Origin of the sequence: Bacillus sp. CCB-MMP212 (genome assembly GCF_022748145.1) — a bacterium.
Classification (GTDB): Bacteria; Bacillota; Bacilli; order Bacillales; family Bacillaceae_G; genus Bacillus_A; species Bacillus_A cereus.
The window spans coordinates 1-14,751 of sequence record NZ_JALDQE010000027.1 but is presented as its reverse complement, the minus strand read 5'-3'; the positions used below and the strand labels follow the sequence as shown (position 1 = coordinate 14,751).

Sequence of the window (14,751 nt, the reverse complement as noted above, 5' to 3'; positions counted from 1 at the left end):
AGTTGGGACCTTGTCCCTGTGAGAGTAGGACGTCGCCAAGCAACTAAAAACACAAGTCTTTTGACTTGTGTTTTTTTTATTTCCCATGAAATAGGTTAGGTTCTGTTAGTAAAAATGATGAAATATAGTAAGGGATTTTTTGAGCAGAAATATTAAGAAATTGATAAATAAATGGATAATCTTCAGAGCCATAGCTTCCAAGTAAGTCATACCACCAATCTGTTTCATACCTAGAAATCATGCTTAAATTATAGAGCAATAAATAATGAACGAGGAGTTCGGGTAATACTGGTTTAGGATTTCTAGGATCAGTTGTAAGTGGTAAATAATAAGTATTAGTAAGATATTCATAGTATAAAGGAGTACTGTACATAGGATTCCATGATTGAATTGGCGCCGTAAAAAGTAAATTCGATTCATTAGTTTTCTCAGGTACATGTTGCATTGATAAATGCTTACAAGATGTTTCAATGTAGCGAGAAAATCTCTCTTTAGTCATATGTAATCGATCTAGTAGGTTGACTGAAAAGGAGAGCTCATTTTTAATTGTTGAATCGATTTTATATAAAGTTGATCCTTTTTGACTATAGCGGAACAAATTTTGTAATTCTGGAATATTTCCCATTAGTTCTAACATGTTAAATTTTTCTGCTTCTAAGTGTTTCATGTGAAACAGTTGTTCTGCAACATGAGTAAACAATCCGTTTTTTTGTACCTTCACCTCATCTTCTAAAAATTGATACCCTTGTTTTTTTCGTTTGCGAGTTGTAACGCCATGAGCTAAAACAGTAGTGGATTCAGGATAGTTAGGATCAATGGTTAGTAGACATGCTTTAAAAAGTTGGCTAATTCCATAAAATAACAACATTGGTTGAATGGAAAATGGAGCTGTCTTATATAATTCATAATAATTTTTCCCGTGTTCTAAGTAATAAATAAAGGGATAACAATTTTCAAAACTTTTTTTTTCGGCATCCTGAATAGAGGATTTTTCATAACAACGGGCAAGATAACGTTGTACGTTTTGAGATGAAAAAAAGAAACTTAACTGCTGCCAAGTGCAAGATGTTTGATGCATATATTACGCTCCTTTTATTGTCTAAAAATTCTAACATATATATACGTCCTTGACAGTATTTTAACCAATTGATAAGCTACTAATAATAATTTCTGGTATCATAGGGGGAACAATTATGTGGGAATCTAAATTTGTTAAAGAAGGTTTGACTTTTGATGATGTATTACTTGTACCAGCTAGGTCAGATATATTACCAAGAGAAGTAAGTGTTAAAACAGTTTTATCTGAAAGCTTACAGCTAAACATCCCGTTAATTAGTGCAGGAATGGATACAGTAACAGAAGCTGATATGGCTATTGCAATGGCTCGCCAAGGTGGTTTAGGAATTATTCATAAGAATATGTCTATTGAGCAACAAGCAGAGCAAGTTGATAAAGTAAAGCGCTCTGAAAGCGGCGTTATTTCAGATCCTTTCTTCTTAACTCCAGAACATCAAGTATATGATGCAGAACATCTTATGGGAAAATATCGTATCTCAGGTGTACCGGTTGTAAATAATTTAGATGAGCGAAAATTAGTTGGTATTATTACAAACCGTGATATGCGCTTCATCCAAGACTACTCAATCAAAATTTCTGACGTAATGACAAAAGAACAATTAATTACAGCTCCAGTTGGTACTACACTGGAAGAAGCTGAAAAGATCCTACAAAAGTATAAAATTGAAAAACTCCCTCTTGTTGATAATAACGGTGTATTACAAGGGCTGATTACAATAAAAGATATTGAAAAAGTAATTGAATTCCCAAACTCTGCTAAAGATAAGCAAGGACGCTTATTAGTTGGAGCGGCAGTTGGTGTAACAGCTGATGCTATGCTTCGTATCGATGCATTAGTAAAAGCTAGTGTAGATGCAATTGTACTTGATACAGCTCATGGGCATTCTAAAGGCGTTATTGATAAGGTAAAGGAAGTTCGTGCTAAATATCCATCATTAAATATTATCGCTGGAAATGTTGCTACAGCTGAAGCAACGAAAGCATTAATTGAAGCTGGTGCAAACGTAGTTAAAGTTGGTATTGGACCAGGTTCTATTTGTACAACACGTGTTGTAGCTGGTGTTGGTGTACCACAATTAACAGCAGTTTATGATTGTGCAACCGAAGCTCGTAAACACGGTATTCCAGTTATTGCTGATGGCGGTGTTAAGTACTCTGGTGATATGGTTAAAGCTTTAGCAGCAGGAGCACATGTTGTTATGCTAGGTAGTATGTTTGCTGGTGTTGCCGAAAGTCCTGGAGAAACTGAAATTTACCAAGGTCGTCAATTTAAAGTGTATCGTGGTATGGGTTCTGTCGGTGCGATGGAAAAAGGAAGTAAAGATCGTTACTTCCAAGAAGGAAATAAAAAACTTGTTCCAGAAGGTATTGAAGGACGAGTACCATATAAAGGACCTTTAGCAGATACAGTTCACCAATTAGTTGGTGGCTTACGTGCAGGTATGGGATATTGCGGAGCACAGGATTTAGAATTCTTACGCGAAAATGCACAATTCATTCGTATGTCAGGTGCAGGCTTACGTGAAAGTCATCCTCATCACGTACAAATTACAAAAGAGGCTCCAAACTACTCATTATAATGTCTTATATACAAATAGACAGAGATTTGATATCTCTGTCTATTTTTTTTTGATTATGTTAGAATAACGGTTATGTGAGTACATAGATATTGGGGGTAGCAAAAGTGAAAGGTATGTTTTGCAAAAGATTCATTGCTTTGGTAACAGTGCTTACACTAGCTTGTAGCATTTTTATTCCATATAGCAATGCATCAGCTGAAACAGGAGCCGCTTTAAACATTGAAGCAGGCGCGGCAATTTTAGTAGAAGCGAATTCTGGGAAAATTTTATATCAAAAGAATGCAGATGAATTATTATCCATTGCTAGTATGACAAAGATGATGAGTGAATATTTAGTTCACGAAGCAGTGGATAAAGGAAAACTTAAGTGGGACCAGAAAATTAAGATTTCTGAATATGCATATAAGGTTTCACAAGATGCTTCATTATCAAATGTTGCATTAGAAAATGGTGGCTCTTATACAGTAAAAGAGTTATATGAGGCAATGGCAATCTTTTCTGCAAATGGTGCAACAATTGCATTAGCAGAAGCAATTGCAGGTAAAGAAGTAGATTTCGTAAAAATGATGAATGATAAATCGAAAGAACTAGGGTTGAAAAATTATAAATTTGTCAATTCTACAGGTTTAACGAATAAAGATTTAAAGGGAATGCACCCTGAAGGAACAACAGCAGATGAAGAAAATAAAATGTCTGCAAAGGATGTTGCAACTTTAGCACAACATTTAATTAAAGATTATCCAAAAGTGTTAGATACAGCAAAAATTCCTAAAAAAGAATTCCGTCCAGAAAAAGAGAAGTTTGCAATGTCAAACTGGAACTGGATGTTAAAGGGCTTAGTTAAAGAATATGATGGCGTAGATGGTCTGAAAACAGGCTCAACTCCAGAAGCAGGAGATTGCTTCACTGGTACGGTTGAAAGAAACGGTATGCGTTTTATTTCTGTAGTTATTAAAACAAGTTCTCATACAGCACGTTTTGATGAAACAAAGAAGCTATATGATTATGGATTTGCTAACTTTGAAGTGAAACAAATGTATAAAAAAGGTTCTTCAGTAAAAGGACAAGAAACAGTAAGAGTAGAAAATGCGAAAGATAAAGATGTAGCAGTTCAAACGAAACAAGCTATTTCACTTCCAGTGCCAAAAGGAAGTAAAGATGTTTATAAAACAGAATTAAAAGAATCAAGTAAGGGACAAGAAGCACCTATTAAAAAGGGAGCTGCGCTTGGTCAAATGGTAATTACGCCAAAAGATACAAACGACCCTGGATTTTTAACTGGTAAGTCGTTGCAAGTGGATCTTGTAACAACATCTGAAGTAGAAGAAGCAAACTGGTTTACTCGTGCTATGCGCGGAATTGGTTCATTCTTTAGTGGTATGTGGAATAGTGCTGTTGATACAGTAAAAGGTTGGTTTTAGAAGCTCCTCATGGTAGGGGCTTTTTTTTTATTCCTATTTTTCATACCGACTTTATGAAAAAGTAGTAGACAAGCATCTGATAGTTAGTGGTAGAATGTAAGAGTATTCTTAATTTTCGCCTTTAACGGGGGAAAGCAATTCACCTAGGGGGGTTTTTGTACATGACAAATGTAACAGGGACAGAGCGTGTAAAACGTGGAATGGCAGAAATGCAAAAAGGCGGCGTTATTATGGACGTAATTAACGCTGAACAAGCAAAAATTGCAGAAGAGGCAGGCGCAGTTGCCGTTATGGCATTAGAGCGTGTACCAGCAGACATTCGTGCAGCAGGTGGCGTTTCTCGTATGGCAGACCCAACAATCGTTGAAGAAGTTATGGGTGCAGTGTCAATTCCGGTTATGGCAAAATGCCGTATCGGTCACCTTGTAGAAGCACGTGTATTAGAATCATTAGGGGTAGACTATATCGATGAGAGTGAAGTATTAACTCCTGCTGATGAAGTATACCATTTAAATAAACGTGATTACACAGTTCCATTTGTATGTGGTTGCCGTGATATCGGAGAAGCTGCACGTCGTATTGCAGAAGGTGCATCTATGCTTCGTACAAAAGGTGAACCAGGAACAGGAAACATTGTAGAGGCAGTGCGTCATATGCGCCAAGTCAATGCAGAAATCCGTCAAGTTGCGAGTCTACGTGAAGATGAGTTAATGACATATGCAAAAAATACTGGTGCTCCTTACGAAGTATTACTTGAAATTAAACGTCTTGGTCGCTTACCAGTTGTAAACTTTGCGGCAGGTGGTATAGCAACGCCAGCAGATGCTGCATTAATGATGCAACTTGGTGCTGATGGGGTATTTGTTGGATCTGGTATCTTCAAATCAGAAAACCCAGAGAGATTTGCACGTGCAATTGTTGAAGCAACGACTCATTATGAAGATTACGAACTAATTGCAAGTCTTTCTAAAGGATTAGGTAATGCAATGAAGGGTATCGAAATTTCAACGTTATTACCAGAACAACGCATGCAAGAGCGTGGATGGTAATTAAAGGAGAACTTTAAAATGGTGAAAATCGGTGTACTAGGTCTTCAAGGTGCAGTTCGTGAACATGTAAAATCAGTTGAAGCAAGTGGTGCAGAAGCTGTTGTTGTAAAGCGTATAGAGCAACTTGAAGAGATTGATGGTCTTATTTTACCAGGCGGTGAAAGTACAACAATGCGCCGTCTTATTGATAAGTATGCTTTCATGGAACCACTTCGCACATTTGCAAAGTCTGGTAAACCAATGTTTGGTACGTGTGCAGGGATGATTCTTCTTGCGAAAACACTTATTGGCTATGAAGAAGCACATATTGGTGCTATGGATATTACAGTTGAGCGCAATGCGTTCGGACGCCAAAAGGATAGTTTTGAAGCTGCGCTTTCAATTGAAGGCGTGGGTGAAGACTTCGTTGGTGTATTTATCCGTGCGCCGTATGTTGTAGAAGTAGCTGATAATGTTGAAGTGCTTTCTAAGCATGGTGACCGAATGGTAGCGGTAAGACAAGATCAGTTTTTAGCTGCTTCATTCCATCCAGAATTAACAGATGATCATCGTGTAACAGCATACTTTGTTGAAATGGTAAAAGAAGCGAAAATGAAAAAAGTTGTATAAGTAACTTGCAACTTGTATAAGATTATAGTAAATTGATGGTAACAATTTTATAAAATAAGCGTGTTGATAGGAAATAGTAACAAATGTTGTTTCTTATAGAGAGTCGATGGTTGGTGGAAATCGATAGAAACAGTTTGTGAATCCATCCTGGAATGGAATGTGGAACATCTTTTGGATTAGTAAGCATTCCCGGTGAAGAGCCGTTATTTCTACTTGAGAGGAAAGCGGTAATGCTTTCAACTAGGGTGGCAACGCGGGTTAACTCCCGTCCCTTTATATAGGGACGGGAGTTTTTTGTGTTTTATAAAATAAAAGGAGGAGTATATAATGCTTGATATTAAATTTTTACGTACAAACTTTGAAGAAGTAAAAGCGAAATTACAGCATAGAGGTGAAGATCTAACTGATTTCGGACGTTTTGAAGAACTTGATACGAGAAGAAGAGAACTACTTGTTCAGACAGAAGAATTAAAAAGTAAACGTAATGAAGTGTCTCAACAAATCTCTGTATTAAAGCGCGAAAAGAAAGATGCAGAAGCTCTAATTTTAGAAATGCGTGAGGTTGGAGAAAAAGTAAAGGATTTTGATAACGAACTTCGCACAGTTGAAGAAGACTTAGAAAGATTAATGTTATCTATTCCAAATATCCCTCATGAGTCTGCTCCAGTCGGTGAAACAGAGGATGATAATGTAGTAGCGCGTACTTGGGGAGAAGTAAAAGAATTTACTTTTGAACCAAAACCACATTGGGATCTTGCTACTGATTTAGGAATTTTAGATTTTGAACGCGCTGGGAAAGTAACAGGAAGCCGCTTCGTATTTTACAAAGGTGCTGGTGCAAGATTAGAGCGTGCTTTAATTAGCTTTATGCTTGATCTTCATACTGATGAGCATGGATATGAAGAAGTATTACCTCCATATATGGTAAACCGTGCAAGTATGACAGGAACAGGACAACTTCCAAAGTTTGAAGAAGATGCATTCCGTATTGAAAGTGAAGATTATTTCTTAATTCCAACAGCTGAAGTACCTGTAACGAATATGCATCGTGATGAGATTTTAAATAAAGAGCAATTGCCTATAAGATATGCTGCATTTAGCTCTTGCTTCCGCTCTGAAGCAGGTTCAGCTGGTCGCGATACACGCGGTTTAATTCGCCAGCATCAGTTCAATAAAGTAGAGCTTGTGAAGTTCGTAAAACCAGAAGATTCTTATGAAGAGTTAGAAAAATTAACAAATGATGCAGAACGCGTGTTACAATTATTAGAGTTGCCATATCGCGTTATGAGCATGTGCACAGGCGATTTAGGATTTACAGCAGCGAAGAAATACGATATTGAAGTATGGATTCCAAGCTATGGCACATATCGTGAAATTTCTTCTTGTAGTAATTTTGAAGCTTTCCAAGCGAGACGTGCAAATATCCGTTTCCGCCGTGAGCCAAATGGAAAACCAGAACATGTCCATACATTAAATGGATCTGGTCTTGCAATTGGACGTACGGTTGCAGCTATTTTAGAGAACTACCAACAAGAAGATGGTACAATTATAATTCCAGAAGTTCTTCGCCCTTATATGGGAGGAAAAACAGTTATTAAGTAAATTTAAACATTCATCGGTATGAGTGATTGGTAATTATGAGCGTTGTCAGTACTGTAATGTAGGAAGGGGAAAGTAAAATTTTCCTTTCCTCATAATTTATTTTAGTAGGGTTGACTAACTGTTTTTCTTTTGATATTATATTTGATGTCAATATGGAGGTATACCCAAGTCTGGCTGAAGGGATCGGTCTTGAAAACCGACAGGCGGCGAGAGTCGCGCGGGGGTTCGAATCCCTCTACCTCCTCCAGATATAATTGACAACAGCGCATATAAGTGGAGATTGGAGAACTCGTTACCAACACGTAACGAGTTTTTATTTTAAAACCAATCATAAAGTATGGTGTAAGGTAATTTTGTCCTTATTACACACTCATATTCCGATGATTATCTTCATAGATATGAAAGGAGTCAACATGGATCTTATTATACAAACGTTTCCTTTAGATGGAAAAACTTTATATTATGTACAATGTCCTGTCTGTAAGAACAATAGAATTTTAAACAGTGGTGCAAACGTATCACGCATTATTAGTGATGATACATTCCGTAAACTTTGTGGTTGTACTTGTGATGTAAAACCAGCTACGAATAAAGTAGAGGTGCCAAAACAAGTTAAAAAAGCAGCTGTAAAGAAAGAAGCGGCTCCAAAACGTACAGGTAAAGTATTAACGGCAGTAATTAATGGGAAAGAAATGACTGTTAAAGAGATTGCTGAAGCATACGATATTAGTACAAGTACTGTTCGTCAGCGTATTAACGCAGGAAAACCTGAGAGTGAAATTATTGCTCCAACAAAGAAGAAGTAATTTAATAGGAAAACCCGTGCATATGCACGGGTTTTTTATTTTACAAGTTTACGTGTTTGTTTTAAAAAATGGCCAATTTTTTTAATGATTGGTTCGATTGAATCCCCATCTTTTAAAATATCGTACTCATTAATATTTAAGCGTAATACAGGGCATGAATTAAAGTTGTTAATCCAGTTTTCATAACGTCCATGCATTTCTTTCCAGTACTCAATTGGCGTTTGCTGTTCCATTGGGCGTCCGCGTTCTTGAATACGATCGACAATATCATCGAAAGAACCTTCTAAGTAAATTAATAAGTCTGGATGAGGGAAGTAAGGAGTCATGACCATAGCGTCAAATAACCCTTTGTATGTTTCATAATCAGTTTCCGTCATCGTACCTTTTTCATGATGCATCTTTGCGAAAATTCCAGTGTCTTCGTAAATAGAACGATCTTGAACAAAACCGCCACCGTATTCAAAAATTCTTTTTTGTTCCTTAAATCGTTCTGCTAAAAAGTACACTTGTAGGTGGAAGCTCCAGCGAGTGAAGTCCGCATAGAACTTGTCCAAGTATGGATTGGAATCTACTTTTTCAAATGATGTGCGATAACCTAAAGCATTAGCTAATGCAGTTGTCATAGTTGATTTACCCACACCTACCGTTCCGGCGATAGTGATTACTGCGTCATTGGGTATATCATATTTTTGCCTTAAATTCATTATTATTTCGACTCCTTTAAGAGAGTATTTTGAAGGGCAGATAGGATGACGTTTAAATCATCAGGATTTTTTACAAAATCCATATCGTCTCCATTAAATTTCAATACTGGTATTTCCGGATGATCTTTTTTAAAAGCATCCATTGCTGTTTCATAATCTTTTGTGAGCTGTAGTAAGTAATTTGGATCCATGTTTTTTTCAAATTCTCTTCCGCGCATGGCGATTCGTTTTTGCAATGTTTCTAGGCTAGCTGTTAAATAAACAATGACGTTTGGCACAGGCATATCTTGTGTAAGAATACGATAAATTTGCATGTACTTGTCATATTGAGAGTCTTTTAATGTGCGGGATGCAAAAATTAAATTTTTAAAGATATGGTAATCCGCTACTACTGGTTTCCTTTGATTCAAATACTTTATGTTAATATCTTCTAATTGTTTGTATCTATTACAAAGAAAGAACATCTCTGTTTGAAAACTCCATTCGTCGATGTCTTCATAGAACTTTCCTAAAAAGGGATTTTCATCAACAATCTCTTTTAGTAAGTGGAGTTGCATGTGAGTTGAAATTTCCTTCGCAAGTGAAGTTTTTCCAACACCAATTGGTCCTTCAACCGTGATAAATGGTACTCCGGTCACGCTGTTTCCTCCTTTCAATCAGTGATTTACCGTGACTACTAAAAACACAAAACAGAATTATTGTAGCACAAGAGGGAAGCGAGCGGGTTAATTTGATATAAAAAGTTAGAAAATAGATATATGTATTAATTAAATTTTATTTTGGATGACGATGTTATATTTGCTTTCAATGTAGTTTCCATTATTTTTAAAGCATGTATATTATCTTGGTCGTTGTTAGAGGCGATACAATCCTGTGGTACATACAATGTATAATTTCTCATATGGGCATCATTAGCTGTAAATAGGATACATATATTTCCGGCAACTCCTGTTAATATTAGATTTTCTATTTTTAAATAACCTAGTAATGAATTTAAAGGTGTTTCATAAAAAGCGGAATAATGTGGTTTAATAAAAATGTAATCATCAGAACTTGGAGCAATCTTATGGATTATATTTTCGCTATATTTATTTGTGCAATGAGTAATAAGTTGGTCGATATCAGATCTCCAAAGTTGATAATGGTCATTAACGTAAATTATAGGATAGCCGAAGGATTTCATTTTTTTCTTTAATTGTAAAATAGGGTTTGTGATAGTCTCACATTTTTGAGCTAGAATGGGTCCGTGGGAAAATTGAAAGTCATTAATCATATCGATAATGAGCAAGGCGGTATTTTTCATATGTAATCCCCTCTCTTTTTTCTTTTAGGGTGGATTGAATATGTAAAAGTTATCCCCTGTGTAGTAAATGGAAATAAGTGTACTTTATTTGTAATGAAAGGACTATGTTATGGAACAAGATCAAGATATTTATTTTATGCAATTAGCGATAGAAGAAGCCAAAAAGGCAGAGGAAATACAGGAAGTGCCAATTGGAGCAGTTATAGTGTTAGATGGTGAGGTAATTAGTGTTGCCCATAATTTAAGGGAAACTGAGCAAAGATCAATAGCTCATGCTGAGTTGCTAGCAATAGATGAGGCGTGTAAAAAATTAGGGACATGGCGTTTAGAAGATGCAACATTGTATGTAACATTAGAACCTTGTCCAATGTGTGCGGGTGGAATTGTTTTATCACGAGTGAAGCGAGTTGTATATGGTGCAAGTGATCCGAAGGGCGGGTGTGCAGGGACATTAATGAATCTTTTAACAGATGAACGCTTCAATCATCAATGTGAAGTAGTATCTGGTGTATTAGAGGAAGAATGCGGTACGTTGTTAACAAACTTTTTTAGAGAGCTTCGTAAAAAAAGAAAAGCGATAAAAAAATTAGAGAAAAATACTGGGAACTAACGTATTTGCATTTTATAAAGAAACAAGTTATACTGATAATGCCTTTAATGAAGGCAACCGAATATTGGTTTTAACTTTGCCGTGCTAAGCGGGGAGGTAGCGGTGCCCTATACTCGCAATCCGCTCTAGCGAGGCCGAATCCCCTCTCGAGGTTATGTTGCTGTAAGGTCTGCCTTAAGTAAGTGGTGTTGACGTTTGGGTCCTGCGCAACGGGACCCCGTGAACCTTGTCAGGTCCGGAAGGAAGCAGCAATAAGCGGGTCTTCTCGTGTGCCGCAGGAGTGCCTGAACCGAGCTAACTGCTTGAGTAACGCTTATGGTACGTAATCGACGGAGGGTGCACGGCAGTTATATATGTATACAAAACTCACCTTAATACAAAGGTGAGTTTTTTGTATAGAAAATAACTTTTGGAATCTATAAACAGAATGGGTTATAATAAATGAGATAATAACCTTTGAGGGAGGCCGTATTTTCGTGTCATACCAAGCGTTATACCGAACATGGAGACCGCAAAAGTTCGAAGATGTAGTCGGTCAAAAGCACGTGACAAAAACGTTGCAAAATGCCCTTCTTCAAGAGAAAGTTTCACATGCTTATTTATTTTCTGGTCCTAGGGGAACAGGAAAAACGACAATTGCAAAAGTATTTGCAAAAGCAATTAACTGTGAACATGCTCCGGTAGCTGAACCTTGTAATGAATGTCCTTCTTGTTTAGGAATTACACAAGGATCCATTTCAGATGTATTAGAAATTGATGCGGCTTCAAATAACGGTGTAGATGAAATTCGAGATATTAGAGATAAAGTAAAATATGCTCCAAGTGCTGTAGAATATAAAGTATACATTATTGATGAAGTTCACATGCTTTCTATGGGTGCATTCAATGCGCTTTTAAAAACCTTAGAAGAGCCGCCAGGACATGTTATCTTTATTTTGGCGACAACAGAACCTCATAAGATCCCGCCTACAATTATTTCGCGTTGTCAGCGTTTTGAATTCCGAAAAATATCAGTGAATGATATTGTTGAGAGATTATCAACGGTTGTGACAAACGAAGGTACGCAAGTGGAAGATGAAGCATTACAAATTGTTGCCCGTGCTGCTGAAGGTGGTATGCGTGACGCGCTTAGTCTTATTGATCAGGCTATATCTTATAGTGATGAGATTGTTACGACAGAAGATGTATTGGCCGTAACAGGATCTGTTTCTCAGCAATACTTAGGCAATTTAGTAGAATGCATACGTGAAAACGATGTATCAAGAGCATTACAGATCATAGATGAAATGATGAGTAAAGGGAAGGATCCAGTTCGTTTTATGGAGGATTTCATTTACTATTATCGTGATATGCTTTTATATCAAACTTCACCGCAACTAGAACATATGTTGGAACGAGTAATTGTAGATGATCAATTCCGTAAGTTGAGTGAAGAAATGCAACCGGAAGTGATCTATGAGATTATTCATACCCTTAGTAAGGGACAACAGGAAATGAAGTGGACAAATCATCCGCGTATTTTCTTAGAAGTTGTTATGGTGCAATTGTGTCAACAGTTTATGATGCAAGCAAACGGTACTGATCGTTTGCAAGCAATTATGAACAGGATGCAGCAATTGGAGAAAGAGTTAGAGCAAGTCAAAAAGAACGGTGTGCCAGCTGGTGTACAACAGGAAGTAAGAGAGACACGTGCAACACCAAAACCCGTACGAACAGGAAGTATGAAGATTCCTGTCGGGCGTGTAAATGAAGTATTAAAACAAGCGAAGCGTCAAGATTTAGAACAATTAAAAGCTGTATGGGGTGAGTTGTTAGGAAGACTCAAATCATATAACAAAGTAGCGTTTGCTGTTCTACTAGAAAATAGCGAACCAGTGGCAGCTTCAGATGACACTTACGTTTTAGCATTTCAATATGAGATTCACTGTAAGATGGCGAGCGAAAATCGAGAAGCTATGGATACAGTAGAACAAGCTTTATTTGAATTGCTAAGTAAAAGGTTAAATATGATTGCCATTCCAAAAAGTGAATGGGGTAAAATCCGTGAAGACTTTTTACAACGTGAAGGTGGAGAGTCTGAAGAAAGCCCGGAGAAAAAGGAAGACCCTCTTATAGAAGAGGCAGTGAAATTAGTAGGACAAGAACTCATTGAAATAAAAGAGTAATAATAATTAGGAGGAATTAATTATGATGCGTGGCGGAATGGGAAATATGAATAACATGATGAAACAAATGCAAAAGATGCAAAAAGACATGGCGAAAGCACAAGAAGAGCTTGGTGAAAAAACAGTTGAAGGTACAGCTGGCGGCGGAATGATTACAGTTATTGCAAATGGTCACAAGCAAATTCTTGAAGTTAAGATTAAAGAAGAGGTTGTAGATCCAGAGGATATCGAAATGTTACAAGACTTAGTGTTAGCTGCAACAAATGATGCACTTAAAAAGGCTGATGAGCTATCAAACTCTACGATGGGTAAATTTACAAAAGGCTTAAACTTACCAGGTGGAATGTTCTAGGAGGATATTGATACATGCATTATCCAGAACCAATATCAAAACTAATCGATAGTTTTATGAAGTTGCCAGGTATCGGACCGAAAACAGCGGTTCGATTGGCATTTTTCGTATTAGATATGAAAGAAGATGATGTGTTAGGTTTTGCGAAAGCACTTGTAAATGCGAAGCGAGATTTAGCGTATTGTTCTGTATGTGGACATATTACTGATCGTGATCCTTGTTATATTTGTAATGATTCGCATCGAGATCAATCAGTTGTTTGTGTCGTGCAAGAACCGAAAGATGTAATCGCAATGGAAAAAATGAAAGAGTATCAAGGTGTATATCATGTGTTACGTGGTGCGATTTCTCCTATGGAGGGAATTGGACCGGAAGACATTAATATCCCGCAACTCTTAAAGCGACTACATGATGAAACGGTACAAGAAGTAATATTAGCAACAAACCCTAATATTGAAGGGGAAGCTACAGCGATGTATATCTCCCGCCTCTTAAAACCTACAGGCATTAAAGTAACTCGTATTGCACATGGTCTGCCAGTTGGTGGAGATTTAGAATATGCAGATGAAGTGACACTATCGAAAGCATTAGAAGGTCGCAGAGAAGTATAAGAGGAGAAACAAAAATGTTCTTTCAAAAAAAGGGTAAATTGCGTAAAGAGTATGATGATAAGTTAATTGTACTTTTGGAAAAAGTGAAGAATGAGTGGTTACGTCAGAAGAGAATGGTCGAACAAAGTGTAGAACCATCTCAAGATGTCATTTGTTCTTTGAAAATAGCAGAGGCGAAATATTTCTTCTTGTTGAAAGAAGCAAAGCGTCGTCCTGTAAAAATGGAACAATGGTAAAGGGTTCTGCTTTCTGAGCAGGCCTTTTTATTTTATTTGTTAAATGCTGAGGTGTTGTTTTATTAGGTTTATATGAAAGAGATGCCGTTTATGATAACTGTTCTTTTTTATTGTCTTGTCCCATACAAATAGATGTATAGGTCATTCATAAGGAGGAAAAAATGAATTCTACAATTATTATTGTTGGCATTCTTACTTTAGTGTTTATTTTTCTTGTTTTTGGTGTTGCCTCTAAGCCATTACGTTTTATAGGAAAGGTGATTTTTCATGTTACTCTAGGCATAGCATTGCTCTTTATCGTAAATGTTGTAGGGACATATTTTGATTTTCATATCCCAATTAACATGGGTACAGCGGCAATAACGAGTTTATTAGGCCTACCAGGTGTGGCGGCATTAGTGATTATTAAGCTTTATATCATGCCAAGATAAAATTATTTTGGCATTTTTTTAAAAAGTGTTGACTATTAAATGATTAATATGGTAAATTAATAAGCGTCGTCAGGAACGAAAGAAAAAAGTTGTTGACAGATTTAATGAGAAATGTTAAATTATAAAAGTCGCTGAAACGCGATATTGAACTTTGAAAACTAAACGAAACAAACAACGTGAAACGTCAATTTTTAT

General features: G+C 36.8%; 16 protein-coding genes, 1 tRNA gene, 1 other RNA gene and 1 other annotated feature. Of the genes, 14 read left to right on the top strand and 4 right to left on the bottom strand.

What is annotated here, in order from left to right:
* Positions 1 to 76: 76 nt before the first annotated feature.
* Positions 77 to 1,078 (bottom strand): YaaC family protein, encoded by a 1,002-nt coding sequence (locus MRP26_RS30615; protein WP_053563256.1) that lies wholly within the window; start codon positions 1,076 to 1,078, stop codon positions 77 to 79.
* Positions 1,079 to 1,193: 115 nt separating this feature from the next.
* On the opposite strand from MRP26_RS30615, the gene guaB reads away from it, so the two are divergent.
* The 7 genes from guaB to MRP26_RS30580 all read left to right on the top strand — a co-directional run bounded on the left by guaB (position 1,194) and on the right by MRP26_RS30580 (position 8,144).
* A complete protein-coding gene (guaB, locus tag MRP26_RS30610) occupies positions 1,194 to 2,657 on the top strand; it encodes an IMP dehydrogenase (protein WP_000264089.1) in 1,464 nt (487 codons plus the stop codon).
* Positions 2,658 to 2,770: 113 nt separating this feature from the next.
* Positions 2,771 to 4,078: a D-alanyl-D-alanine carboxypeptidase DacA gene (gene dacA, locus MRP26_RS30605; RefSeq protein ID WP_197241459.1), complete on the top strand. Its 1,308-nt coding sequence runs from the start codon at positions 2,771 to 2,773 to the stop codon at positions 4,076 to 4,078.
* A gap of 161 nt (positions 4,079 to 4,239) precedes the next feature.
* Positions 4,240 to 5,127, top strand: coding sequence for a pyridoxal 5'-phosphate synthase lyase subunit PdxS (gene pdxS, locus MRP26_RS30600; protein ID WP_000186154.1), 888 nt, complete (start codon positions 4,240 to 4,242; stop codon positions 5,125 to 5,127).
* Positions 5,128 to 5,145: 18 nt separating this feature from the next.
* Positions 5,146 to 5,736 carry a pyridoxal 5'-phosphate synthase glutaminase subunit PdxT gene (pdxT, locus tag MRP26_RS30595; protein WP_000238785.1) on the top strand — a complete coding sequence of 197 codons (591 nt, stop codon included), beginning with the start codon at positions 5,146 to 5,148 and terminating at the stop codon, positions 5,734 to 5,736.
* A 54-nt stretch (positions 5,737 to 5,790) separates the two neighbouring features.
* Positions 5,791 to 6,012: a binding site (T-box leader), on the top strand.
* Positions 6,013 to 6,063: 51 nt separating this feature from the next.
* On the top strand, positions 6,064 to 7,338 hold the full coding sequence (serS, locus tag MRP26_RS30590) for a serine--tRNA ligase (protein WP_000884174.1): 1,275 nt from the start codon (positions 6,064 to 6,066) through the stop codon (positions 7,336 to 7,338).
* A gap of 154 nt (positions 7,339 to 7,492) precedes the next feature.
* Positions 7,493 to 7,585: transfer RNA gene (locus MRP26_RS30585), tRNA-Ser, on the top strand.
* Between the two features lie 166 nt (positions 7,586 to 7,751).
* Complete coding sequence (locus MRP26_RS30580; protein ID WP_000364192.1) at positions 7,752 to 8,144, top strand: sigma factor-like helix-turn-helix DNA-binding protein; 393 nt, start codon at positions 7,752 to 7,754, stop codon at positions 8,142 to 8,144.
* Positions 8,145 to 8,179: 35 nt separating this feature from the next.
* On the opposite strand, the gene MRP26_RS30575 is transcribed toward MRP26_RS30580, so the two are convergent.
* The 3 genes from MRP26_RS30575 to MRP26_RS30565 form a co-directional block, all read right to left on the bottom strand.
* A complete protein-coding gene (locus MRP26_RS30575) occupies positions 8,180 to 8,848 on the bottom strand; it encodes a deoxynucleoside kinase (protein ID WP_001053585.1) in 669 nt (222 codons plus the stop codon).
* A gap of 2 nt (positions 8,849 to 8,850) precedes the next feature.
* Positions 8,851 to 9,486: a deoxynucleoside kinase gene (locus MRP26_RS30570; protein ID WP_000148218.1), complete on the bottom strand. Its 636-nt coding sequence runs from the start codon at positions 9,484 to 9,486 to the stop codon at positions 8,851 to 8,853.
* 125 nt (positions 9,487 to 9,611) lie between these two features.
* The gene (locus MRP26_RS30565) at positions 9,612 to 10,151 is read right to left on the bottom strand and encodes a cysteine hydrolase family protein (RefSeq protein ID WP_053563255.1); all 540 of its coding nucleotides are present in this window, start codon (positions 10,149 to 10,151) and stop codon (positions 9,612 to 9,614) included.
* A gap of 109 nt (positions 10,152 to 10,260) precedes the next feature.
* Between MRP26_RS30565 and tadA the strand changes: the two genes are divergently transcribed.
* The 7 genes from tadA (at position 10,261) to MRP26_RS30530 (ending at position 14,556) form a co-directional block, all read left to right on the top strand.
* Positions 10,261 to 10,761 (top strand): tRNA adenosine(34) deaminase TadA, encoded by a 501-nt coding sequence (tadA, locus tag MRP26_RS30560; protein ID WP_000434330.1) that lies wholly within the window; start codon positions 10,261 to 10,263, stop codon positions 10,759 to 10,761.
* A gap of 79 nt (positions 10,762 to 10,840) precedes the next feature.
* Positions 10,841 to 11,105: signal recognition particle sRNA large type (ffs, locus tag MRP26_RS30555), an RNA gene on the top strand.
* 132 nt (positions 11,106 to 11,237) lie between these two features.
* Positions 11,238 to 12,926 carry a DNA polymerase III subunit gamma/tau gene (gene dnaX / locus MRP26_RS30550; RefSeq protein ID WP_000121561.1) on the top strand — a complete coding sequence of 563 codons (1,689 nt, stop codon included), beginning with the start codon at positions 11,238 to 11,240 and terminating at the stop codon, positions 12,924 to 12,926.
* 25 nt (positions 12,927 to 12,951) lie between these two features.
* Positions 12,952 to 13,278, top strand: a complete 327-nt coding sequence (locus MRP26_RS30545; protein WP_014894853.1) for a YbaB/EbfC family nucleoid-associated protein — start codon at positions 12,952 to 12,954, stop codon at positions 13,276 to 13,278.
* 14 nt (positions 13,279 to 13,292) lie between these two features.
* Positions 13,293 to 13,889: a recombination protein RecR gene (gene recR / locus MRP26_RS30540; RefSeq protein ID WP_000559169.1), complete on the top strand. Its 597-nt coding sequence runs from the start codon at positions 13,293 to 13,295 to the stop codon at positions 13,887 to 13,889.
* Positions 13,890 to 13,903: 14 nt separating this feature from the next.
* Positions 13,904 to 14,125, top strand: a complete 222-nt coding sequence (locus tag MRP26_RS30535; protein WP_000466019.1) for a YaaL family protein — start codon at positions 13,904 to 13,906, stop codon at positions 14,123 to 14,125.
* Between the two features lie 161 nt (positions 14,126 to 14,286).
* Complete coding sequence (locus tag MRP26_RS30530; protein WP_001089273.1) at positions 14,287 to 14,556, top strand: pro-sigmaK processing inhibitor BofA family protein; 270 nt, start codon at positions 14,287 to 14,289, stop codon at positions 14,554 to 14,556.
* Positions 14,557 to 14,751 lie beyond the last annotated feature (195 nt).